The 22,310-nt window shown below is 53.0% G+C and carries 18 protein-coding genes; 13 read left to right on the top strand and 5 right to left on the bottom strand.

Features of this window, described 5'->3' with window-relative positions:
• Window positions 1–30: 30 nt before the first annotated feature.
• Window positions 31–363: a tRNA-binding protein gene (locus AC07NP_RS14955; protein ID WP_301702343.1), complete on the bottom strand. Its 333-nt coding sequence runs from the start codon at window positions 361–363 to the stop codon at window positions 31–33.
• 217 nt (window positions 364–580) lie between these two features.
• Here AC07NP_RS14955 and ebgR point away from each other — a divergent pair, with 217 nt between their 5' ends.
• From ebgR to AC07NP_RS14930, 5 genes are all read left to right on the top strand, one after another.
• Complete coding sequence (ebgR, locus tag AC07NP_RS14950) at window positions 581–1,564, top strand: transcriptional regulator EbgR (protein WP_276293822.1); 984 nt, start codon at window positions 581–583, stop codon at window positions 1,562–1,564.
• A 207-nt stretch (window positions 1,565–1,771) separates the two neighbouring features.
• A complete protein-coding gene (gene ebgA / locus AC07NP_RS14945) occupies window positions 1,772–4,864 on the top strand; it encodes a beta-galactosidase subunit alpha (RefSeq protein ID WP_494660929.1) in 3,093 nt (1,030 codons plus the stop codon).
• Window positions 4,861–5,310, top strand: coding sequence for a beta-galactosidase subunit beta (locus tag AC07NP_RS14940; protein WP_276293820.1), 450 nt, complete (start codon window positions 4,861–4,863; stop codon window positions 5,308–5,310). Before ebgA ends, AC07NP_RS14940 begins: the two co-directional genes overlap by 4 nt.
• Before the next feature lie 58 nt (window positions 5,311–5,368).
• Window positions 5,369–6,802: an amino acid permease gene (locus tag AC07NP_RS14935; RefSeq protein ID WP_203359911.1), complete on the top strand. Its 1,434-nt coding sequence runs from the start codon at window positions 5,369–5,371 to the stop codon at window positions 6,800–6,802.
• Between the two features lie 171 nt (window positions 6,803–6,973).
• Window positions 6,974–8,992 (top strand): oxidoreductase, encoded by a 2,019-nt coding sequence (locus tag AC07NP_RS14930; protein ID WP_494660928.1) that lies wholly within the window; start codon window positions 6,974–6,976, stop codon window positions 8,990–8,992.
• Window positions 8,993–9,077: 85 nt separating this feature from the next.
• Here the strand turns inward: AC07NP_RS14930 and rlmG are convergent, their stop codons facing one another.
• Window positions 9,078–10,214: a 23S rRNA (guanine(1835)-N(2))-methyltransferase RlmG gene (gene rlmG, locus AC07NP_RS14925; RefSeq protein ID WP_494660927.1), complete on the bottom strand. Its 1,137-nt coding sequence runs from the start codon at window positions 10,212–10,214 to the stop codon at window positions 9,078–9,080.
• 86 nt (window positions 10,215–10,300) lie between these two features.
• Here rlmG and AC07NP_RS14920 point away from each other — a divergent pair, with 86 nt between their 5' ends.
• The 4 genes from AC07NP_RS14920 (at window position 10,301) to sstT (ending at window position 14,607) form a co-directional block, all read left to right on the top strand.
• Complete coding sequence (locus AC07NP_RS14920; protein WP_494660926.1) at window positions 10,301–10,801, top strand: M48 metallopeptidase family protein; 501 nt, start codon at window positions 10,301–10,303, stop codon at window positions 10,799–10,801.
• Between the two features lie 72 nt (window positions 10,802–10,873).
• Window positions 10,874–11,872, top strand: a complete 999-nt coding sequence (locus AC07NP_RS14915; protein ID WP_494660925.1) for a Gfo/Idh/MocA family protein — start codon at window positions 10,874–10,876, stop codon at window positions 11,870–11,872.
• A 272-nt stretch (window positions 11,873–12,144) separates the two neighbouring features.
• On the top strand, window positions 12,145–13,113 hold the full coding sequence (locus AC07NP_RS14910) for a TerC family protein (RefSeq protein ID WP_276293814.1): 969 nt from the start codon (window positions 12,145–12,147) through the stop codon (window positions 13,111–13,113).
• A 252-nt stretch (window positions 13,114–13,365) separates the two neighbouring features.
• Complete coding sequence (gene sstT / locus AC07NP_RS14905) at window positions 13,366–14,607, top strand: serine/threonine transporter SstT (RefSeq protein WP_301702353.1); 1,242 nt, start codon at window positions 13,366–13,368, stop codon at window positions 14,605–14,607.
• Between the two features lie 16 nt (window positions 14,608–14,623).
• On the opposite strand, the gene AC07NP_RS14900 is transcribed toward sstT, so the two are convergent.
• The 3 genes from AC07NP_RS14900 to uxaC form a co-directional block, all read right to left on the bottom strand.
• Complete coding sequence (locus AC07NP_RS14900; RefSeq protein ID WP_494660924.1) at window positions 14,624–15,178, bottom strand: YgjV family protein; 555 nt, start codon at window positions 15,176–15,178, stop codon at window positions 14,624–14,626.
• A gap of 77 nt (window positions 15,179–15,255) precedes the next feature.
• On the bottom strand, window positions 15,256–16,743 hold the full coding sequence (locus tag AC07NP_RS14895; protein WP_494660923.1) for a UxaA family hydrolase: 1,488 nt from the start codon (window positions 16,741–16,743) through the stop codon (window positions 15,256–15,258).
• A 13-nt stretch (window positions 16,744–16,756) separates the two neighbouring features.
• Window positions 16,757–18,169 carry a glucuronate isomerase gene (uxaC, locus tag AC07NP_RS14890; RefSeq protein WP_494660922.1) on the bottom strand — a complete coding sequence of 471 codons (1,413 nt, stop codon included), beginning with the start codon at window positions 18,167–18,169 and terminating at the stop codon, window positions 16,757–16,759.
• A 475-nt stretch (window positions 18,170–18,644) separates the two neighbouring features.
• On the opposite strand from uxaC, the gene AC07NP_RS14885 reads away from it, so the two are divergent.
• The 4 genes from AC07NP_RS14885 to mzrA all read left to right on the top strand — a co-directional run bounded on the left by AC07NP_RS14885 (window position 18,645) and on the right by mzrA (window position 22,251).
• Window positions 18,645–19,946 carry an MFS transporter gene (locus AC07NP_RS14885; protein WP_203359901.1) on the top strand — a complete coding sequence of 434 codons (1,302 nt, stop codon included), beginning with the start codon at window positions 18,645–18,647 and terminating at the stop codon, window positions 19,944–19,946.
• A 132-nt stretch (window positions 19,947–20,078) separates the two neighbouring features.
• Window positions 20,079–20,855, top strand: a complete 777-nt coding sequence (gene exuR, locus AC07NP_RS14880) for a transcriptional regulator ExuR (RefSeq protein WP_203359900.1) — start codon at window positions 20,079–20,081, stop codon at window positions 20,853–20,855.
• 346 nt (window positions 20,856–21,201) lie between these two features.
• Window positions 21,202–21,864: a DedA family general envelope maintenance protein YqjA gene (gene yqjA, locus AC07NP_RS14875; protein ID WP_203359899.1), complete on the top strand. Its 663-nt coding sequence runs from the start codon at window positions 21,202–21,204 to the stop codon at window positions 21,862–21,864.
• Between the two features lie 3 nt (window positions 21,865–21,867).
• The gene (gene mzrA, locus AC07NP_RS14870; RefSeq protein ID WP_494660921.1) at window positions 21,868–22,251 is read left to right on the top strand and encodes an EnvZ/OmpR regulon moderator MzrA; all 384 of its coding nucleotides are present in this window, start codon (window positions 21,868–21,870) and stop codon (window positions 22,249–22,251) included.
• Window positions 22,252–22,310: the final 59 nt, after the last annotated feature.

Below are 22,310 nucleotides of genomic sequence, written 5' to 3'. Positions count from 1 at the left end.
TAGCATCGCCATCCGGCCTGTTCACAGCACTCACACAATCCGCACACCGGCGGGCATCACACGTTCCGGCGTCAACAGGACGCTTTCGCTACCATCGTCGGTTTCGGCGCAAAGCAACATGCACTCCGAGGTTTCGCCGCGCATTTTGGCTTTGGCGAGATTACACAGCACCACCACCGTTTTCCCTGTCAGTTCCTCCTCACTGTAGTAAGGCACCAGGCTGGTGACGGTTTGCAACGTCCGCTCGCCAACATCGACCTGAACGATATAAAGCTTATCGGCGTTTTCATGGCGCTTAACCTGGACAATTTTTCCAACCCGTATTTCCAGTCGGGCGAACTCCTCAAATGCGACAGTATCCATTTTTCCTCCGTTAGTAAAAATTTACTAAATCATAGCAAAATGTTTTCCTTTCACTTCGCTGAAATAAGGGAAAATGACGCGCTGATCACACTCTTCAGGCAAGGATTTACCCCGTGCGAGTCAAATAAACACGCTTTATTTACTGAAAACAGATGAATAGATAAGCACTTCCTTTACAATGAAAACGCTACTCAGGGAAAAGTCGAAAAAGGTAATTATGGCAACACTTAAAGATATTGCACTCGAAGCTGGCGTATCCCTGGCGACCGTGTCGCGGGTTTTAAACGATGACCCCACGCTGAATGTCAAAGAAGAGACCAAACATCGCATTCTGGAGATTGCGGAGAAGCTGGAGTACAAAACCAGCAGCGCCCGTAAGAGCCAGTCTGCCACGGTGAGTCTGCAACATATTCTGGCGATCTACAGCTACCAGCAGGAGCTGGAGATTAACGATCCTTACTATCTCGCGATCCGTCACGGGATTGAAACGCAATGCGAAAAACTCGGGATCGAGCTGACCAACTGCTATGAGCACAGCGGACTGCCGGAAATCAGGAACATCACGGGCATTTTGATCGTCGGTAAACCCTCTACCGAACTGCGTGACGCGGCAACGGCGTTAACTGACAATATCTGCTTTATCGACTTTCATGAATCCAGCAGCGAATATGACGCCATTGATATCGACCTGGCGCGGATAAGCAAAGAAATTATCGACTTTTTCATCGCGCAGGGCATGAACCGTATCGGCTTTATTGGCGGAGAAGATGAACCCGGCAAAGCGGATATCCGCGAAGCGGCATTTGTGGAATATGGCCGCCTGAAGAAGGTTGTCCGTGAAGAGGATATCTGGCGCGGCGGCTTCTCCAGCTCATCGGGATATAAGTTGGCAAAACAGATGCTGGCCAAAGACGATTTCCCCAGCGCGCTGTTTGTCGCCTCCGACTCTATCGCCATTGGCGTGCTGCGTGCCATCCATGAACGCGGACTGGAGATTCCCCGCGACATTTCACTGATCAGCGTAAACGACATCCCAACCGCGCGGTTTACCTTTCCTCCGCTTTCCACCGTACGTATTCATTCCGAAATGATGGGCAGCCAGGGCGTCAACCTGTTGTATGAAAAAGCCCGCGACGGGCGCGCACTCCCGCTTTTAGTCTTCGTTCCCAGCAAGTTAAAGCTGCGCGGCACCACCCGCTAATCCCCCTTTTCTCCCGCCTGGCGACTCAGCACGCCGGGCGCGCATTTTCATTCATCCGCAGTCGGCTTACACGCTGGTTTTGTGATCAAGTTAAAGTTAATCATTTTTATTACTATATTTTAGTAAAACTTTTACTAAAATCACCTCCAATAACACTTACTCACCATCTACATGAATGGTTCCGATTTCTCTCCACCGGGAGGCCCTATGAATCGCTGGGAAAACATTCAGCTCACCCACGAAAATCGACTGGCGCCACGTGCGTACTTTTTTTCTTATGATTCGGTTGCCCAGGCTCGCTCATTTGTTCGCGAAACCAGCAGCTACTTTTTGCCGTTGAGCGGTCAGTGGAACTTCCAGTTCTTTGACCATCCGCTGCAGGTACCGGACGCGTTTACCACTGAGTATATGAATGACTGGGGGTCTATTACGGTTCCCGGCATGTGGCAGATGGAAGGCCACGGAAAGCTCCAGTACACCGACGAAGGGTTCCCGTTCCCGATCGATGTGCCTTATGTTCCCAGCGATAACCCCACTGGCGCATACCAGCGTATTTTTACCCTTAGCGAAGACTGGAAAGACAAGCAGACGATTATCAAGTTTGACGGTGTCGAAACCTATTTCGAAGTCTACGTTAACGGCCATTATGTTGGGTTCAGCAAAGGCAGTCGTCTGACAGCAGAGTTCGATATTAGCGCAGTCGCCACAACAGGCGACAACCTGCTGTGCGTGCGGGTCATGCAGTGGGCGGACTCCACCTATATTGAAGATCAGGATATGTGGTGGTCTGCGGGGATCTTCCGCGACGTTTATCTGGTCGGTAAGCATGCAACCCACATTCAGGATTTTACCGTCCGTACCGATTTTCACGACAACTACCGCGACGCCAAGCTGAGCTGTCAGATGACGCTGGAAAACCTGGCTTCCGTCCCTGCGCTCACCTCGCTGGAATATACGCTGTTTGACGGCGAGAGCGTCGTTCACACTGGCGTTATCGAAACGCTAAACGTAGACGAGCTCACCCACGCTGATTTTGCGATTGAAGTGAACGCGCCACAACAGTGGTCCGCAGAGTCGCCGTATCTCTACCATCTGGTGATGGTGCTGAAAGACGCCAACGGTAATATCCTGGAAGTGGTGCCACAGCGCGTCGGGTTCCGCGACATTAAAGTCCGCGACGGGCTGTTTTACATAAACAACCGCTATGTGATGCTGCACGGCGTCAACCGTCACGATAATGATCATCTCAAAGGCCGCGCGGTCGGGATGGATCGCGTCGAAAAAGATCTGCTGCTGATGAAGCAGCACAACATCAACTCGGTCCGTACCGCACATTATCCTAACGATCCCCGTTTTTACGAACTGTGCGATATCTATGGCCTGTTTGTGATGGCGGAAACCGATGTCGAATCGCATGGATTTGCCAACGTCGGCAATATCAGCCAGATCACCGACGATCCGGCCTGGGAGCACGTGTATGTCGAGCGCATTGTGCGCCACGTCCACGCGCAGAAAAACCACCCTTCGATCATCATCTGGTCACTCGGTAACGAGTCCGGATACGGCTGTAATATCCGCGCCATGTACCACGCCGCCAAAGCGCTGGACGACACACGACTGATTCATTACGAAGAAGATCGCGACGCGGAAATCGTGGATATCATCTCCACCATGTACACCCGTGTACCGCTGATGAACGAATTTGGTGAGTATCCTCATCCCAAGCCGCGCATTATCTGCGAATACGCCCACGCAATGGGCAACGGCCCTGGCGGACTGACGGAGTATCAAAACGTTTTTTACCAGCATGACTGCATCCAGGGCCACTATGTCTGGGAATGGTGCGATCACGGCATTCAGGCAAAAGATGACGACGGTAACGTCTGGTACAAATTCGGCGGTGATTACGGTGATTACCCGAACAACTACAACTTCTGTCTCGACGGTCTGATTTATTCCGATCAAACACCGGGGCCGGGTTTGAAAGAGTACAAACAGGTCATCGCGCCGGTGAAAATTCACGCGGTGGATCTGGCGCGCGGCGAACTGCGGGTGGAAAATAAGCTGTGGTTTACCCCCCTCGACGATTACACCCTGCACATTGATGTTCGCGCAGAAGGCGAAACGCTCTCCACACAGAGCATCAAACTGCACGGTGTCGCGCCAGACAGTGACGCGCTCGTGACATGCGCGCTGCCGACGCTGGACGCCTGCGAAGCGTTCCTCAATATCACCGTGACGAAAGATTCCCGCACGCTCTACAGCGACGCCGGACATCACATCGCCACTTACCAGTTCCCGCTGAAGGCCCGCACCACCGCACCGGTGCCGTTCAGCCAGAAAAATGCGCGTCCTCTGACTCTGGAGGAAGATCGACAGCACTGTACCGTTGGTGGTTTTAACTTCGCGCTGACCTTCTCAAAGCTGAATGGAAAACCCACCTCCTGGCAGGTTAACGGTGAGGAGCTGATCACCCGCGAGCCGAAGATTAACTTCTTCAAACCGATGATTGATAACCACAAACAGGAGTTTGAGGGTCTCTGGCAACCGAACCATCTGCAGATCATGCAGGAGCATCTGCGCGATTTCGCCATTGAACAGGCTGACGACGCAATTCTTATCACCAGTCGCACCATCATCGCGCCGCCGGTGTTTGATTTCGGGATGCGCTGCACCTATCGCTGGCGCATTGCGGCAGACGGCCAGGTGAATGTCGAGCTTTCGGGCGAGCGTTACGGCGAGTACCCGCACATTATTCCGTGCATCGGTTTCACGTTGGGCATCAACGGCGCGCTCGATCAGGTCGCCTGGTATGGCCGTGGGCCGGGTGAAAACTACGCCGACAGTCAGCAGGCCAATATCATCGACATCTGGCGTGCCACCGTGGATGAGATGTTCGAGAACTATCCCTTCCCGCAAAACAACGGCAACCGCCAGCATGTGCGCTGGGCTGCGCTGACCAATCGTCACGGCAATGGCCTGCTGGTTGTGCCGCAACAGCCGATCAACTTTAGCGCCTGGCACTACACGCCAGAGGATATTCATTCCGCACAGCATTGTAATGAGTTGCAGCGTCGCGATGACATCACGCTGAATCTGGACCACCAGCTGCTCGGGCTTGGCTCCAACTCCTGGGGAAGCGAAGTGCTTGATAGCTGGCGGGTCTGGTTCAGACCTTTCCACTACGGCTTTACATTGCTGCCGGTTTCTGGCGGAGAAACCACCGCTCAGACCTACGCTTGTCACGCCTTTGGCGCGGGTTTCTTTTCCACGAATTTGCACAGCGAGAATGAAAAATGAGAATCCTCGATAACTTAGAACAGTTCCGACAACTCTACGCCTCCGGTCGGAAATGGCAGCGCTGCGTCGAAGCGATCGAAAATATTGATAACATTCGACCCGGTGTCGCCCATTCCATCGGCGATTCGCTCAGTTATCGCGTGGAAACCGATTCAGCCACCGATGCGCTATTTACCGGGCATCGTCGTTATTTTGACGTGCATTATTACTTACAGGGACAGCAAAAAATTGAATTTGCGCCCAAGGATGAATTGCAAATTGTTGAATATTACCGTGATGAAACCGATCGCGAATACCTGAAAGGGTGTGGACAAACCGTTGAAGTGCATGAAGGCCAGATGGTTATTTGTGAAAACCATGAGGCTTACCGCTTTATTTGCAATAACGCAGTCAAGAAAGTTGTCCTCAGAGTAACCATCGAAGACGGTTACTTCCATAACAAATAAAAAAAACGGGCGATGTCAGAATGGCATCGCCTACCCTACAAATGTTCGGAGATGTGTTATGTCTGATACCAAACGTAATACAATCGGTAAATTCGGTTTACTGTCACTCACGTTTGCCGCCGTTTATAGTTTCAATAACGTCATCAATAATAATATTGAGCTTGGGCTGGCATCCGCACCGATGTTTTTCCTGGCCACGATTTTTTATTTTATTCCCTTCTGCTTAATCATCGCGGAATTTGTCTCGCTGAATAAGAACTCAGAGGCCGGGGTTTATGCGTGGGTAAAAAGTTCGTTGGGCGGTCGCTGGGCGTTTATTACCGCCTACACCTACTGGTTCGTCAATCTGTTCTTTTTCACTTCGCTGCTGCCGCGCGTTATTGCCTACGCCTCTTACGCGTTTCTCGGCTACGAATATATTCTGACGCCGATCGCGACCACCGTCCTGAGTATGGTGCTGTTCGCCTTCTCGACCTGGGTCTCCACTAACGGGGCGAAAATGCTGGGTCCCATCACTTCAGTCACGTCCACGCTGATGCTGTTGCTCACCTTGTCCTATATTTTACTGGCAGGCACCGCGCTGGTTGGTGGCGTCCAGCCTGCCGATCCGATTACCGTTGATGCGATGATCCCGAATTTCAACTGGGCATTCCTCGGCATTACCACCTGGATTTTCATGGCCGCAGGCGGTGCAGAATCCGTCGCCGTTTACGTTAACGACGTCAAAGGCGGTTCGAAATCGTTCGTAAAAGTGATCATTATTGCCGGGATCTTTATCGGCGTGCTGTATTCCATTTCATCGGTGCTGATCAACGTCTTTGTCAGCAGCAAAGAGCTGAAGTTTACCGGCGGCTCTGTGCAGGTATTCCACGGCCTGGCCGCGTATTTCGGTCTGCCGGAACTTATCGTCAATCGTTTTGTTGGTCTGGTCTCCTTTACCGCCATGTTCGGCTCCTTGCTGATGTGGACCGCAACGCCGGTGAAAATTTTCTTCTCTGAGATCCCGGAAGGTATTTTCGGCAAGAAAACCGTCTCGCTGAATGAAAACGGCGTACCGGCTCGAGCCGCCTGGATCCAGTATCTGATTGTTATTCCGCTGATGATCATCCCAATGCTCGGCTCCAATACCGTGCAGGATCTTATGAACACCATCATTAATATGACTGCCGCTGCCTCCATGCTGCCGCCGCTGTTTATTATGCTGGCTTATCTGAATCTGCGGGTAAAACTGGATCATTTACCGCGCGACTTCCGCATGGGATCACAACGCACCGGCATTATTGTGGTTTCCATGCTGATTGCGCTTTTTACCGTCGGATTTATCGCCTCTACGTTCCCTACCGGCGGGAACATCATGACCATTATTTTTTATAACGTGGGTGGCATTGTTATCTTCCTCGGTTTTGCCTGGTGGAAATACAGCAGGTACATAAAAGGGTTAACCAAAGAAGAGCAAGCAATCGAAGCCGCCCCCGCTTCAAACATTCAGTAACGACCAGCACACTAAAAAAAGCACCATCTCCGGTTCGCTCTCCCTTCGGGGGGAGCATCTTTTTTGAATCCCATCACAATCATTACATTCCTCTTTTCCCTTTTGCGCGCCGACAGCTAAATTAGAACTCATCCGACCACATAACAATAATTTTACATAATGGACACCCTTATGAGCTATCCGTCGCTGTTCGCCCCACTCGACCTGGGCTTTACCCAGCTTAAAAACCGCGTGCTAATGGGTTCAATGCATACCGGCCTTGAGGAGTATCCCGACGGCGCACAACGTCTGGCGGCCTTCTACGCCGAGCGCGCGAAGCATGGCGTCGCGCTGATTGTCAGCGGCGGTATCGCCCCTGCGCTCTCCGGCGTGGGAATGGAAGGCGGCGCAACGCTGAATGACGCCAGGCAATTACCATTCCATCGCACCATCACCGATGCGGTTCATGATGAAGGCGGTAAAATCGCCCTTCAGATCCTGCATACCGGGCGTTACAGCTACCAACCGCACCTGGTGGCGCCCTCCGCGCTACAGGCGCCGATAAACCGCTTTACGCCTCATGAGCTGACCCATGACGAGATCCTGCAACTGATTGACGACTTCGCGCGCTGCGCACAACTGGCGCGCGAAGCAGGATACGACGGCGTGGAGGTGATGGGCTCTGAAGGGTATCTGATTAACGAGTTTCTCACCGTACGCACCAACCAACGCCAGGACCAATGGGGCGGCGACTATGTCAACCGTATGCGTTTTGCTGTAGAAGTCGTGCGGGCAGTACGCCAGCGCGTCGGCAACGATTTCATCATTATCTATCGCCTGTCGATGCTGGATTTGGTGGAAAACGGCGGCACCTTTGAGGAAACCGTACAGCTGGCGCAGGCCATTGAAGCCGCAGGCGCAACGATCATTAACACGGGCATCGGCTGGCATGAAGCCCGCATTCCTACCATCGCCACGCCGGTCCCGCGCGGTGCATTTAGCTGGGTAACCCGCAAGCTGAAAGGTCTCGTGACAATCCCGCTGGTCACCACCAACCGCATCAACGATCCGCAGGTGGCCGACGATATTCTGGCCCGTGGCGATGCCGATATGGTGTCGATGGCGCGTCCGTTCCTCGCCGACGCCGAACTGCTTTCAAAGGCGGAGTCCGGGCGTGCCGATGAGATCAACACCTGCATCGGTTGTAACCAGGCGTGCCTGGATCAGATCTTCGTTGGCAAAGTCACTTCATGCCTGGTAAACCCACGCGCCTGCCACGAAACAAAAATGCCTGTCTTGCCGGCGGTGGTGAAGAAACAACTGGCGGTGGTAGGGGCCGGGCCAGCAGGTCTTGCTTTTGCGATCAACGCCGCCGCGCGTGGTCATGCTGTCACCCTGTTTGATGCCAACGCCGAGATCGGCGGGCAATTTAACATTGCCAAACAGATCCCCGGCAAAGAAGAATTTTATGAAACGCTGCGCTATTACCGCCGAATGATCGACGTCACTGGCGTCACGCTGAAACTGAATCAGTTCGTGAGCGCCGACGCCCTTCAGTCCTTTGATGAAGTGATCCTCGCCAGTGGGATCGAACCGCGTAAACCGCCGATCGCCGGTATCGATCATCCGAAAGTACTGACCTATCTTGACGTCTTGCGCGACAAAGCCCCGGTCGGGAAGCGCGTGGCCATTGTTGGTTGCGGCGGGATCGGTTTTGATACCGCCATGTACCTGAGTCAGCCAGGCGATCCCACCAGTCAGAGCATTGCCGAGTTTTGCGTGGAGTGGGGTATCGACACCAGCCTGCAACAGGCGGGCGGCCTGCGCCCGGAAGGCCCGCATTTATCACGCAGTCCGCGACAAATCGTGATGCTGCAACGTAAGGCCAGCAAACCCGGTCAGGGGTTGGGGAAAACAACGGGGTGGATCCACCGCACGACCCTGCTCTCTCGCGGGGTAAAAATGATCCCGGCGGTCAGTTATCAGAAGATCGATGATGAAGGGTTACACGTATTGATCAACGGCGAGCCGCAACTTCTGGCCGTCGACAACGTGGTGATTTGCGCCGGGCAGGATCCAAGACGCGAACTGGCCGATCCGTTGCACGCAGCAGGTAAAGTGGTGCATTTGATTGGTGGATGCGATGTGGCAATGGAGCTGGATGCCCGGCGAGCCATTGCGCAGGGCACAAAGCTAGCGCTGGAAATTTAACCTATTGCCCGGTGGCGCTACGCTTATCGGGCCTATAAAACCTCGTAGGCCGGAGCAAGCGAAGCGCCGCCCGGCATACAATAGTTTAGCGGCGACGCCCCAGCTTCACCGCTTTGAGCACCACAAATTTATTGTTGGTGGCGATGGTGGTGCAGTTGCCAAAAATCTTCTTCAGCTTGTGGAAGTAATCCAGGTGACGGTTCGCCACAATATACAGCTCGCCGTTGATCTTCAGGCAACGACGCGCGTGATGGAACATCTCCCACGCGACGTTATCCGTCAGGGCGTGCTTCTGGTGGAACGGCGGATTACAAATGACCGCGTTGAAGCGGAAAGGCTCCACGCCGGACAGCGCGTTGTTAATCATAAACTCGCAGCGATCCAACGCTTCCGGCATGTTGGTTTCTACGTTCAGACGACTGGACGCCACCGCCATCGGTGATTCATCGGTAAAGATGACGCTGGCTTCCGGGTTTTTCTCCAGCAGCGTCAGACCAATCACCCCGTTGCCACATCCGAGATCCACGATCTCCCCTTCCAGATTGTCGGGCAAATTCTCAATAAAGAAACGGGCACCGATATCCAGCCCCGTGCGCGAGAAGACGTTGGCATGGTTGTGAATGGTCCAGTTGGTTCCGTCCAGCTTCCAGCTCAGCGTCTCTGGTGCATCGGCAAGTTCGGGCTTCGTGAACGTTGGGTTGATCAGACGCGCCTTTTTCCAGGCCAGCGTGGTGGTCGTTGGGCCCAGCACTTTTTCGAACAGCTCAAGCGTGGAGTTGTGAATATCACGCGCTTTAGCACCCGCAATAATCCGCGTTTCTGGGGTGACCACCTGACGCAGTGCGCGCAGTTGCTGTTCCAGCAGGGCCAGCGTTTTAGGAATTTTAATCAGCACAACGCCCGGTGCCTGCGGATATTGTGCCGTGCTGTCGAGAAACTTGACGCTGGATTCCGCAATCTCGTTGTGACGCAGGTTTTCGCGCGTCGCGAGTTCGCTTAAATAGGAATCACCGATGCTGTAAGGCGTGTGTTCAGCCAGCGCGCAACCCAGTGCTCCGAAGGTATCATTCAGGATCAGAACCGGACCGACAATTTCAGTGTCATCCAACTGTTGCAGCAGATATTCATCCGCCGCTTCCCACGCCTGAAGCGGGTTAACGTCGTCCGTTTCCGGGAAACGTTTAAGATTGAGTGAACGGAAACCGTTGTCTAAGTGGCTCATCGGCCCTCCTGAGTGGTAAAATTTGGCGTTATCCCTGAAAAGGGTGCGTGAGTATACCTTTTTATTATTCAGTTGGGGCGTTGTTGATGAGCAATCTTAGTTATCTGCAGGGCTATCCGGAGAACTTACTTTCCCAGGTACGCACCTTAATTGCCGAAGAGCGGCTGGCCAGCGTTCTTGAAAAACGTTACCCAGGCACACACAGCTTCGCGACCGATAAGGCGCTCTGGCAGTACACCCAGGATCTGAAAAGCCAGTTTCTGCGTAATGCGCCACCGATCAATAAAGTGATGTATGACAATAAGATCCACGTGCTGAAAAACGCACTGGGTTTGCATACCGCCGTTTCACGCGTCCAGGGTGGAAAGCTGAAAGCGAAGGCGGAAATCCGCGTCGCCACGGTTTTTCGCAACGCGCCGGAGCCGTTCCTGCGGATGATCGTCGTCCATGAACTGGCGCATCTGAAGGAAAAAGAGCACGACAAAGCGTTCTACCAGTTGTGCTGTCATATGGAGCCGCAGTATCACCAGCTTGAGTTTGATACCCGCCTGTGGCTGACGCAGTTGTCGTTAAAGGAAACTGCGTAGTCGCGCACTGGCTTTGCCATAAAGGCGTGATACATTGGCGCGAGAATCCCTTTATGGAGCCTGAAGGCGTTTATGATACGTTTCGCTGTTATTGGCACAAACTGGATCACCCGCCAGTTTGTCGATGCCGCTCATGAAACCGGCAAATATAAGTTAACTGCAGTCTATTCCCGCAGCCTCGAACAGGCGCAAACGTTCGCTAACGACTATCCCGTCGAACATCTGTTTACCTCGCTGGACGCCATGGCAAAAAGCGAGGCGATTGATGCGGTCTATATTGCCAGCCCAAATTCACTGCATTTTTCCCAGACCCGGCTCTTTCTCAGTCACCAAAAACATGTGATTTGCGAGAAGCCGCTGGCATCGAATCTGGCTGAGGTTGAAGCGGCTATCGCCTGTGCCCGCGAAAATCAGGTCGTGCTCTTTGAAGCCTTTAAAACGGCCAGCCTGCCCAATTTCCTGCTGCTACAACAAGCCTTGCCGAAGGTGGGGAAAGTACGTAAGGCCTTTATCAATTACTGCCAGTACTCCTCGCGTTACCAGCGCTATCTGGACGGTGAAAACCCCAACACCTTTAATCCGGCGTTTTCAAATGGCTCGATCATGGATATCGGCTTTTATTGCCTGGCGTCCGCCATCGCACTCTGGGGTGAACCTTGCAGCGTGCAGGCTTCTGCCAGCCTGCTGGAAAGCGGCGTTGATGCCCACGGCGTCGTGGTGCTGAATTACGGTGATTTCAGCGTGACCTTGCAGCACTCCAAAGTCAGCGACTCTGTGCTGGCCAGCGAAATTCAGGGTGAAGCGGGTTCTCTGGTGATTGAGAAAATCGCCGAGTGTCAGAAAGTCTGCTTTATTCCACGCGGCGGCAAGACGCAGGATCTCACTGCGCCTCAGCATATTAATACTATGCTCTATGAGGCAGAGGTCTTTGCACATTTGGTTGAAACGCATGAGGTGAACCATCCCGCTCTGGAAGTCAGCCGCATTACCGCGAAACTGCAAACGGAAATTCGTCGCCAGACTGGGGTAGTATTCCCGGCGGATGATCAAAACCCCGCAGCCACTGCGTAAATCAATGTAAAACAGATGTAACAGGCCATTGACTGGAAGCATGGCCTGTCATATTTTGTTACCCGCAAAGGGGAGTAACTTCATTGCCGGTGGATCGTCATTACGATGTGTGAAAAACCACATCCGGTCACCGGGCAACAAAACAGGAATGCGTCGTCGTATTCCTGTTTTGTTGTAAGTGAGACCTTGCCGGAAGGCGAGGTCTATGCATATAAAAAGCAACGGCTGTCGTCTTCTGACGTCAGCCGTTTTTTTATGTGTAAGGAAATTTTATGAATACTGTCGGCACACCGTTGTTATGGGGTGGATTCGCTGTCGTTGTGGTGATTATGCTGGCTATTGATCTTCTGCTACAGGGGCGTCGTGGCGCACATACGATGTCAATGAAGCAGGCGGCAATCTGGTCCCTGGTCTGGGTAACGCTCTCATTATTGTTTAACGCCGTATTCTGGTGGTATCTGGCTCAAACGCAAGGACGTGCGGTTGCCGATCCGCAGGCGCTGGCGTTTCTGACCGGTTATTTGATCGAAAAATCACTGGCGGTGGATAACGTCTTTGTCTGGCTGATGCTCTTCAGCTACTTCTCTGTCCCGCCCGCGCTGCAACGTCGGGTGTTGGTCTATGGCGTACTGGGTGCGATCGTACTGCGTACCATCATGATCTTTACCGGAAGCTGGCTGATCGCGCAGTTCGAGTGGCTGCTGTATGTGTTCGGTGCCTTCCTGCTGTTTACCGGTGTAAAAATGGCGCTGGCGAAAGATGATGCGTCCGGCATCGGCGACAGACCGGTGGTTCGCTGGCTACGTGGGCATCTGCGCATGACCGACACCATCGAGAACGAGCATTTCTTCGTGCGTAAGAACGGCCTGCTGTTCGCAACGCCGCTGATGCTGGTACTGATTCTGGTTGAACTGAGCGACGTCATTTTCGCCGTCGACAGTATTCCGGCTATCTTTGCCGTGACGACCGACCCGTTCATTGTACTGACCTCTAACCTGTTCGCGATTCTGGGTCTGCGTGCGATGTACTTCCTGCTGGCGGGTGTCGCGGAGCGCTTCTCAATGCTCAAATATGGTTTGTCGATAATCCTGGTGTTCATTGGTATCAAGATGCTGATTGTCGACTTCTATCATATTCCTATCGCCATCTCGTTAGGTGTGGTGTTTGGCATCCTGATCGTCACACTGCTCGTTAACGCATGGGTAAACCATCAAAACGATAAGAAACAGCAAGCGCAGTAACCTCCATGGCCCGGCAGTATGCCTGCCGGGCCAGCAAAAATACGTTCCGCAGACCGACAAACGTAGCGCCCCCTGGCAATACGTAAACAAATAGTTAAAAAATATGATGTGACACGTAAATTTCAGCATTTTACGCTTCCCCAGAGCGCATCTTTCCTTATACTCACTCAGGCAAACATTTATTACATCCGGGCATAAACGTAACAAAGAGTACGTTCCAGGATGGACGCAATATCACTTAAGGAAATCTCCATGAAGTCATCAACTTCAGGCCTGCTTGCGCGCCTGTCGCAAGGTAGTCTCGTAAAACAAATCCTCGTAGGTTTAGTGCTCGGCGTTTTGCTGGCGCTGGTGTCTAAACCTGCGGCAGAAGCGTCGGGCCTGCTGGGAACGCTGTTTGTTGGCGCCCTGAAAGCCGTTGCCCCTGTCCTGGTGCTAACGCTGGTTATGGCGTCTATCGCCAATCACCAGCAGGGTCAGAAAACCAATATCCGTCCGATTCTGTTCCTGTATCTTCTGGGCACATTTTCTGCTGCCCTGGCGGCGGTAGTGTTCAGTTTTGCCTTTCCGTCAACGCTACATTTATCCACCAGCGCTGGGGATATCGTACCGCCCTCCGGCATTGTAGAAGTGTTACGCGGCCTGCTGATGAGCATGGTCACCAACCCGATTGATGCCCTGCTCAATGCGAACTACATTGGTATTCTGGTCTGGGCCGTGGGCTTAGGCTTTGCGTTTCGCCACGGTAATGAGACGACAAAAAATCTCGTTAATGACATGGCAAACGCCGTGACTTTCATGGTGAAACTGGTTATCCGTTTCGCCCCTATCGGTATCTTTGGGCTGGTTTCATCCACGCTCGCCACGACCGGTTTTGCAACGCTCTGGGGTTACGCTCAACTGCTGGTCGTACTGATTGGCTGTATGCTGCTGGTCGCGCTGGTCATTAACCCGCTGCTGGTATTCTGGAAGATTCGCCGTAACCCGTATCCCCTGGTCATGGCCTGTCTGCGTGAAAGCGGCGTTTATGCCTTCTTTACCCGCAGTTCAGCCGCCAATATCCCGGTAAACATGGCGTTATGCGAAAAGCTGAACCTGGACCGGGATACCTACTCCGTCTCTATCCCGCTGGGCGCGACCATCAATATGGCCGGAGCGGCGATCACCATTACCGTCCTGACGCTGGCCGCGGTTAACACGTTAGGCGTTCCGGTGGATCTCCCGACAGCGCTGTTACTAAGCGTGGTTGCCTCGCTGTGCGCGTGTGGTGCGTCGGGTGTGGCAGGTGGCTCCCTGCTGCTGATCCCGCTGGCGTGCAATATGTTCGGTATTCCTAACGATATTGCCATGCAGGTGGTTGCCGTCGGCTTCATCATCGGCGTACTGCAGGACTCCTGCGAAACGGCGCTGAACTCGTCGACTGACGTCCTGTTCACCGCGGCAGCATGCCAGGCAGAAGACGAACGTCTGGCTAACAACGCACTGCGCGGTTAATCTCTTCCCCCCTCCGTTAGCGTGCGGAGGGGTTTTCCTGCGACGCTGCATTCTCCATTCTGAAAGGATCAATACCGCGTTTTTGCATACGTCTGAAGCGGATGATATTGAGACCATTTATCACCAAAAAGCTGCCCTCAATAAGCGTACCGCCAATCGATCCCAACCAGAAGTTATGAATGACCCAACAGGCCGTGGCACACCACATCACGCAACGCACGGTTAATCCTTTGCAGCGAAACAGCGCCCAGGTGCTGGCGAGCGTGCCCATAATGGGCAACAGTTCCATCGCATGTTGCAGTTTTGCCATGCCGAGAACCAGCGTGAGCACGATGAAAACGGTCATCACCCAAAGCCGCCGGGTATACATCGAAATCAGCGTACGTACGGTGTTCAGTTCAGCACTCATCCCGGCTGGGGCGGCCCCCATCAAAAAGAAATGCACGCCAATGGTGGCGCTATAGACGGCAAGTTGCAGTTTGAAGCGACGTTCGTCGCGGTTGAAAAAGGTGGTAATACCAATCAGAAAGGCGATGACGCCAACGCCCTGAGCCAACCAATACGCGGTCATGAAGAGTCCCTGTAGACAGGCAAAAAGAAACGGCGCCTCATTATATGAAACGCCGTTTCAATTTTAAAGCGATCGTTTTATAACGTCACGCCGCTTTTAAAGATCGCCAGTTCCCGGAAGTCATTACGCTCATTGCAGGTCTGCTTACCATTGGCAAAATCAACGATCGTATCGACGAACTCATTGAGTAGCTGCGGCATCGCTTTACCGTGGATCAGTTGCCCGGCATCAAAATCGATCCAGTGCTTTTTCTTCGCCGCCAGCTCGCTGTTCGTGGCGATTTTCACCGTCGGTACAAAGCCGCCGTAAGGCGTGCCGCGACCGGTACTGAACAGCACCATGTGACAGCCAGCCCCCGCCAGCGCACTGGTGGCGACAGCATCATTACCCGGTGCGCTCAGCAGATTCAGGCCCGGCGTTTTCAGGCGCTCACCGTAGCGCAGCACGTCCACTACCTGACTGGCTCCCGCTTTCTGAGTGCAGCCCAGCGATTTATCCTCAAGCGTGGTGATACCGCCCGCTTTGTTGCCCGGCGAAGGGTTCTCGTAGATCGGCTGGTCATGGGCAATGAAGTACTGTTTGAAGTCATTAACCATGGTGACCAGTTTTTCAAACGTCTCTTCATCACGGCAATGCGTCATCAGCAATTGCTCTGCGCCAAACATTTCCGGCACTTCCGTCAATACGGTCGTTCCGCCATTGGCAATCACGTAATCGGAGAAGCGTCCCAGCATCGGGTTGGCAGTGATGCCGGACAGGCCATCTGAACCCCCGCACTCCAGACCGAACTTTAATTCGCCCAGTTTGCCCGGTTCGCGCTTGTCGTAACGCATCACGTTATACAACTGATGGAGATGCTCGAGGCCCGCTTCCACTTCGTCGTCCTGGTGCTGACAGATCATAAAGTGAACGCGATCGGCATCAAACTCACCCAGCGTTTCGCGGAAGGCATCCACCTGGTTGTTTTCACAGCCCAGGCCAATCACCAGCACCGCTCCGGCATTCGGATGGCGCACCATATTTTGCAGCATGGTGCGGGTATTGATGTGATCGTCACCCAGTTGAGAGCAGCCGTAAGTGTGGCTGAAGAGATGCACGCCGTCAGTACCTTCGGCGTCGTTGGTCTCCTTCAGGAAGCGAGTCTGGATCTGGCGTGCAATACCGTTCACGCAGCCGACCGTCGGCAAAATCCACAATTCGTTGCGCACACCCACCTCGCCGTTGGCGCGGCGATAGATCTGCACATTGCGATCGGCAGGCTGTGCTTCTTCGGCCTGAAAATCGGGTTGATAGCGATACGTATCCAGATCGCTCAGATTGGTACGGGTATTGTGGGCGTGAATGTGCTCCCCCGCCGCAATGTCCGCCAGAGCATGACCGATCGGCTGGCCATATTTAATAACGTTTTCGCCCTTTGCGATCTGGCTTAACGCAAATTTATGTCCGCGGACAATGTCCTGACCAAGCGTCACGATGTGGCTATCAATGCTGACTTCTGTGCCCTGCGCCAAATCGGCCAGGGCAACTGCAACGTTATCCAGCGAATGGATCCTGATGTATTGCATATCAACCCAGACCTTAGTTCAGTTCAATGGCGAAGTAGTCACGCGCATTGTTAAAGCAAATATTACGCACCATCTCACCCAACAGCTGGATATCCGCCGGTGCTTCGCCAGCCGCGACCCAGCGGCCAATCATCTGGCACAGGATGCGACGGAAATATTCATGGCGCGTATAGGACAGGAAGCTGCGGCTGTCGGTCAGCATACCTACAAAGCGGCTCAGCAGGCCGAGCTGCGCTAGTTGGGTCATCTGACGTTCCATGCCGTCTTTCTGGTCGTTGAACCACCAGCCGGAACCGAACTGCATTTTGCCCGGCATCCCTTCGCCCTGGAAGTTACCGATCATCGTGCCCAGCACTTCGTTATCGCGCGGATTCAGGCAGTAGAGGATGGTTTTCGGCAGCAGGTTCTGCTCGTTTTGCTTGCTCAGCAGTTTGGAGAGCTCTTCCGCCATCGGGCGGTCGTTGATGGAATCAAAGCCGACGTCTGCGCCCAGCAGTTTGAACTGACGCTGGTTGTTATTACGCAGCGCGCCAATGTGGTACTGCTGTACCCACTCGCGACGCGCGTATTCTGCGCCAAGGAACACCAGCACAGCCGTTTTGAACTGCGCGACTTCGTGCTCGCTCAGAGTTTCGCCAGCCAGACGACGCGCCAGGATGCTGTCCAGTTCCGCGTCGTTCGCGTCAGCAAACATCACGACATCCAGCGCATGGTCGGAGACTTTACACCCGTGTGCGGCGAAGTGATCCAGACGTTTGGTCAGTGCAGTTTGCAGGTCAGTGAAACGACGAATATCGGTATCGGAAACTTCACCCAGCTTCGCCATGTAATCGTTGAAGGTCGCCTGCTCAATGTTGAAGGCTTTATCCGGACGCCAGCTCGGCAGCACTTTAACGGAGAAGGTGCTGTCTTTGGCCACCGTTGCATGGTGTTCCAGAGTGTCGATCGGGTCATCGGTGGTACCGACCATTTTCACGTTCATCTGCTGCATGATACCGCGCGCGGAGAATTGATCCTGCGCCAGCAACTCGTTGCACTGGTTCCAGATTTCGTCGGCGGTAGACGGAGAAAGCAGTTTGCCAGTGATGCCAAACGGACGACGCAGCTCAAGGTGCGTCCAGTGGTATAACGGGTTGCCGATAGTGTGTGGAACGGTCGCTGCCCAGGCATCAAACTTTTCACGATCGGAAGCGTCGCCGGTACACAGACGTTCAGCGACGCCGTTGGTACGCATGGCACGCCACTTGTAGTGATCGCCTTTCAGCCAGATGTCATACAGGTTGTTGAAACGGTAGTTTTCGGCGATTTGCTGCGGCGGCAGATGGCAATGGTAGTCGAAGATGGGCTGGTCTTTGGCGTAATCATGGTACAGACGACGGGCAAATTCGGTATCCAGCAGAAAATCTTCAGTCATAAACGGAGTCATTTATCGTCTTCCTCTCAACGAGTGCGTCAGATTGCTTATGTTTAGATGCTGCAAAGTTATCACACCAATTTCCAGTCACTGAAGAATTTTTCGTGAGATAGATCAATAAACCTAAACAATTAAATTCCCCTTTACGGAGTAAACAGTGCTCCAGGCCGCACCAGCACTGGCTTCGTGGAATCAAAATAATACCCCTGCGAAGATTCATACTTTTGTGATGTCACTCACCTTTTGAAGTTGTATGACAAGTTATCTTTTTTTCGTCGCGATATATAAACCGACTGAATATAAAAATATCGAGGGTTCCCCCTCGAATTAAACGGTACGGAAACCGAATTAGCACGATGACTTAAATGGCAAGGTTCGGGGAGTATCTCATTTTACGGCTACCCCCCTTTCGTTAAAGAACATCCTCCGCCCCGAGCAGGAGGATAGCCGCATTTTTTGCGGAAATAACAAAACGATGAGGCTTTACATGCGTAAAATTAAAGGGTTACGTTGGTACATGATCGCACTGGTGACCTTAGGCACCGTGCTGGGTTACCTGACACGTAACACGGTTGCGGCCGCTGCGCCAACGCTGATGGAAGAGTTACACATCTCCACCCAACAGTACTCCTATATCATCGCAGCCTATTCTGCTGCTTACACCGTTATGCAACCTGTCGCGGGCTACGTCCTGGATATACTCGGTACGAAAGTGGGCTACGCGATGTTTGCCGTACTGTGGGCCATTTTCTGCGGTGCGACAGCGCTGGCAGGAAGCTGGGGCGGTCTGGCCCTGGCGCGTGGTGCTGTCGGCGCCGCTGAAGCTGCCATGATCCCGGCAGGTCTGAAAGCCAGTTCTGAATGGTTCCCGGCAAAAGAACGTTCCATTGCCGTGGGATATTTCAACGTCGGTTCCTCGATTGGCGCGATGATAGCTCCGCCTCTGGTGGTCTGGGCGATCGTCATGCACAGCTGGCAAATGGCGTTCATTATCTCCGGCGCGCTGAGCTTTATTTGGGCGATGTCATGGCTGGTTTTCTACAAACATCCTCGCGATCAGAAAAAACTGTCTGACGAAGAGCGTGACTACATCATTAATGGTCAGGAAGCACAGCACCAGGTCGGGGCGGCGAAGAAAATGTCCGTTGGCCAGATCCTGCGTAACCGCCAGTTCTGGGGTATTGCACTGCCGCGTTTCCTGGCTGAACCGGCCTGGGGTACCTTCAACGCATGGATCCCGCTGTTCATGTTTAAAGTCTACGGCTTTAACCTGAAAGAGATCGCCATGTTCGCCTGGATGCCAATGCTGTTTGCCGATCTGGGCTGTATCGTTGGGGGTTATCTGCCGCCGCTGTTCCAACGCTGGTTTGGCGTGAATCTGATCGTTTCCCGTAAAATGGTCGTCACCATGGGCGCATTCCTGATGATTGGCCCGGGAATGATCGGCCTGTTTACCAGCCCCTATGCCGCCATCGCGCTGCTTTGCGTCGGCGGCTTTGCCCACCAGGCGCTTTCCGGCGCACTGATTACGCTCTCTTCGGACGTCTTTGGTCGTAACGAAGTGGCGACGGCAAATGGCCTGACCGGGATGTCCGCCTGGATGGCGAGTACGATGTTTGCGCTGGTGGTTGGCGCATTGGCCGACACCATTGGCTTTAGCCCGCTGTTTGCGGTGCTGGCGGTGTTCGACTTGCTGGGCGCGCTGGTCATCTGGACCGTACTGCAAAACAAATCTGCGGACGATTCAGGTTCAGGCGAATCGCTCAACGAACCTGCCCCGCAAAATTGACCCGACACAATCTGTCATCAATTACCGCCACAGCCGCCTGTTCACAGGCGGCTTTTTCATCAGTACAAGTGGAGCCAGACTCGCAAAAGTGGTATAACAAATGTAGCCTGCCGTATCATGCCTGGAGCGCATATGGAAATCACCGAACCACGACGTTTGTATCAACAATTAGCTGCTGACCTTAAAGAGCGTATCGAAAAAGGCGCTTATCTCGTGGGCGAAAAACTGCCTGCAGAACGTTTTATTGCCGATGAAAAGAATGTCAGCCGCACTGTGGTTCGCGAAGCCATCATCATGCTGGAAGTTGAAGGCTATGTAGAAGTGCGTAAAGGTTCCGGTATTCACGTCGTTTCGAACCAGCCAAAACAATATGTTACGCCAGACGAAAACCTTGAGTTCGCCAGCTATGGTCCGTTTGAACTGCTCCAGGCTCGACAACTCATCGAAAGTAATATTGCCGAATTTGCTGCCACCCAGGTGACCAAACAAGACATCATGAAATTGATGCAAATTCAGGAGAATGCGCGTAACGAAAAATGTTTCCGCGACTCCGAGTGGGATCTCCAGTTTCATGTTCAGGTCGCACTGGCCACACAAAATACCGCACTGGCCGCTATCGTTGAGAAAATGTGGACTCAGCGCGTGCATAACCCCTACTGGAAGAAACTTCACGATCACATCGATCTCCGCACCGTGGATAACTGGTGCGATGACCATGATCAGATCCTGAAAGCGCTGATTCGCAAAGATCCCCACGCGGCCAAACTGGCGATGTGGCAGCATCTTGAGAATACAAAACAGATGCTATTCAATGAAACCAGCGACGATTTTGAGTTCAACGCCGACCGTTATCTTTTTGCGGAAAATCCCGTTGTTCATCTCGATACTGCGGCCAACGGCGCAAAATAAACACTCTGACTTCGGCAGGCGCGGCAATGCGCCTGTCTGCGGTATTCAGTAAGCGGAAGGTATAAAGTGTCAGCCTGTGTAAATCCTCTCGCCACCCTCCTTTGCGATAAGCAAAATCAGCGTGTATCAACGGCAATTTCTATAACGGACTACGTTGACCTTTGTTACACTTAGATGTTTTTTAAATTATGTGTGTTAGTGCTTGCTTACTTCATAACTTAACAATGAATTGTGCAAGCCCGTGACTTTGCACCCTACAGCGACCCATACAAAAAACGAAGAATGTCGCAATGTTGCAAACTCCAGAAAACCGGCATGACGACAACCGATTCTCCAGGAATACTGAATGGAACTTTTTACCCAATTGCTGCATGCCCTCTGGGCGCAGGACTTTGAAACACTGGCCAACCCTTCGATGATTGGCATGCTTTATTTAGTCTTGTTTATGATTTTGTTCCTGGAAAACGGGTTGCTTCCTGCTGCCTTTTTGCCTGGCGACAGCCTGTTGGTTTTGGTCGGCGTACTCATTGCAAAAGGCGCCATGGGATTCCCACAAACGATTCTGTTACTCACCACCGCCGCCAGCTTAGGCTGCTGGGTCAGCTATATACAGGGTCGATGGTTAGGCAACACCCGAATCGTACAGAACTGGCTGTCTCATTTACCGGCGCACTATCACCAACGCGCGCACCACCTTTTCCACAAGCATGGCTTATCGGCATTATTGGTCGGCCGCTTTATTGCCTTTGTGCGTACATTACTGCCCACCATCGCCGGTTTGTCCGGCCTCAATAATGCACGTTTTCAGTTCTTCAACTGGATGAGCGGCTTATTGTGGGTGCTGATACTGACCACCCTGGGCTACATGCTGGGCAAAACGCCCGTCTTCCTGAAGTACGAAGATCAGTTGATGTCGTGCTTGATGTTACTTCCCGTGGTCCTGCTGGTATTTGGGCTGGGAGGTTCGCTGGTCGTGGTGTGGAAAAAGAAATACGGTAATCGAGGGTAAGTGATGCTGAAACCACGCCTGACGCTTCGACAACTGGGCTGGACAACCTCATTTTTGGTGCTGCTGACCGTACTGATTCTGGTGTGGTCAGCGATTCGTCAACAAGAGTCGACGCTGGCTATCCGTGCAATTAATCAGGGTGCCAGCATGCCGGATGGCTTTTCAATTTGGCATCATCTGGATGCCAATGGCATTCGTTTCAAAAGCATCACCCCGCATAACGACACCTTACTGATCACATTCGACTCCCACGCGCAAAGCGCAGCAGCCCGGGCGGTGTTAGTCAGAACATTGCCCCATGGCTACATCATTGCCCAACAAGATGGCCAAAACTCAGCGGTGCAGTGGATTTCCCGTTTACGAGATACCCCGCTTCGCTTCGGATAATTTCAAACAATCCGAATCATATCACTCACTTTGGTGATTTCGCTGTTTACTGGCTATGA

It is taken from the genome of Citrobacter sp. GW821-FHT07H02 (genome assembly GCF_059418505.1).
Note: the sequence above shows the minus strand (reverse complement) of the source record. Positions and strands in the feature narration are given on the sequence as shown.

Coding starts and splice junctions, on each gene's coding strand:
- AC07NP_RS14955 (WP_301702343.1), bottom strand. CDS start 363: ATGGATACTGTCGCATTTGAGGAGTTCGCCCGACTGGAAATACGGGTT.
- ebgR (WP_276293822.1), top strand. CDS start 581: ATGGCAACACTTAAAGATATTGCACTCGAAGCTGGCGTATCCCTGGCG.
- ebgA (WP_494660929.1), top strand. CDS start 1,772: ATGAATCGCTGGGAAAACATTCAGCTCACCCACGAAAATCGACTGGCG.
- AC07NP_RS14940 (WP_276293820.1), top strand. CDS start 4,861: ATGAGAATCCTCGATAACTTAGAACAGTTCCGACAACTCTACGCCTCC.
- AC07NP_RS14935 (WP_203359911.1), top strand. CDS start 5,369: ATGTCTGATACCAAACGTAATACAATCGGTAAATTCGGTTTACTGTCA.
- AC07NP_RS14930 (WP_494660928.1), top strand. CDS start 6,974: ATGAGCTATCCGTCGCTGTTCGCCCCACTCGACCTGGGCTTTACCCAG.
- rlmG (WP_494660927.1), bottom strand. CDS start 10,214: ATGAGCCACTTAGACAACGGTTTCCGTTCACTCAATCTTAAACGTTTC.
- AC07NP_RS14920 (WP_494660926.1), top strand. CDS start 10,301: ATGAGCAATCTTAGTTATCTGCAGGGCTATCCGGAGAACTTACTTTCC.
- AC07NP_RS14915 (WP_494660925.1), top strand. CDS start 10,874: ATGATACGTTTCGCTGTTATTGGCACAAACTGGATCACCCGCCAGTTT.
- AC07NP_RS14910 (WP_276293814.1), top strand. CDS start 12,145: ATGAATACTGTCGGCACACCGTTGTTATGGGGTGGATTCGCTGTCGTT.
- sstT (WP_301702353.1), top strand. CDS start 13,366: ATGAAGTCATCAACTTCAGGCCTGCTTGCGCGCCTGTCGCAAGGTAGT.
- AC07NP_RS14900 (WP_494660924.1), bottom strand. CDS start 15,178: ATGACCGCGTATTGGTTGGCTCAGGGCGTTGGCGTCATCGCCTTTCTG.
- AC07NP_RS14895 (WP_494660923.1), bottom strand. CDS start 16,743: ATGCAATACATCAGGATCCATTCGCTGGATAACGTTGCAGTTGCCCTG.
- uxaC (WP_494660922.1), bottom strand. CDS start 18,169: ATGACTCCGTTTATGACTGAAGATTTTCTGCTGGATACCGAATTTGCC.
- AC07NP_RS14885 (WP_203359901.1), top strand. CDS start 18,645: ATGCGTAAAATTAAAGGGTTACGTTGGTACATGATCGCACTGGTGACC.
- exuR (WP_203359900.1), top strand. CDS start 20,079: ATGGAAATCACCGAACCACGACGTTTGTATCAACAATTAGCTGCTGAC.
- yqjA (WP_203359899.1), top strand. CDS start 21,202: ATGGAACTTTTTACCCAATTGCTGCATGCCCTCTGGGCGCAGGACTTT.
- mzrA (WP_494660921.1), top strand. CDS start 21,868: ATGCTGAAACCACGCCTGACGCTTCGACAACTGGGCTGGACAACCTCA.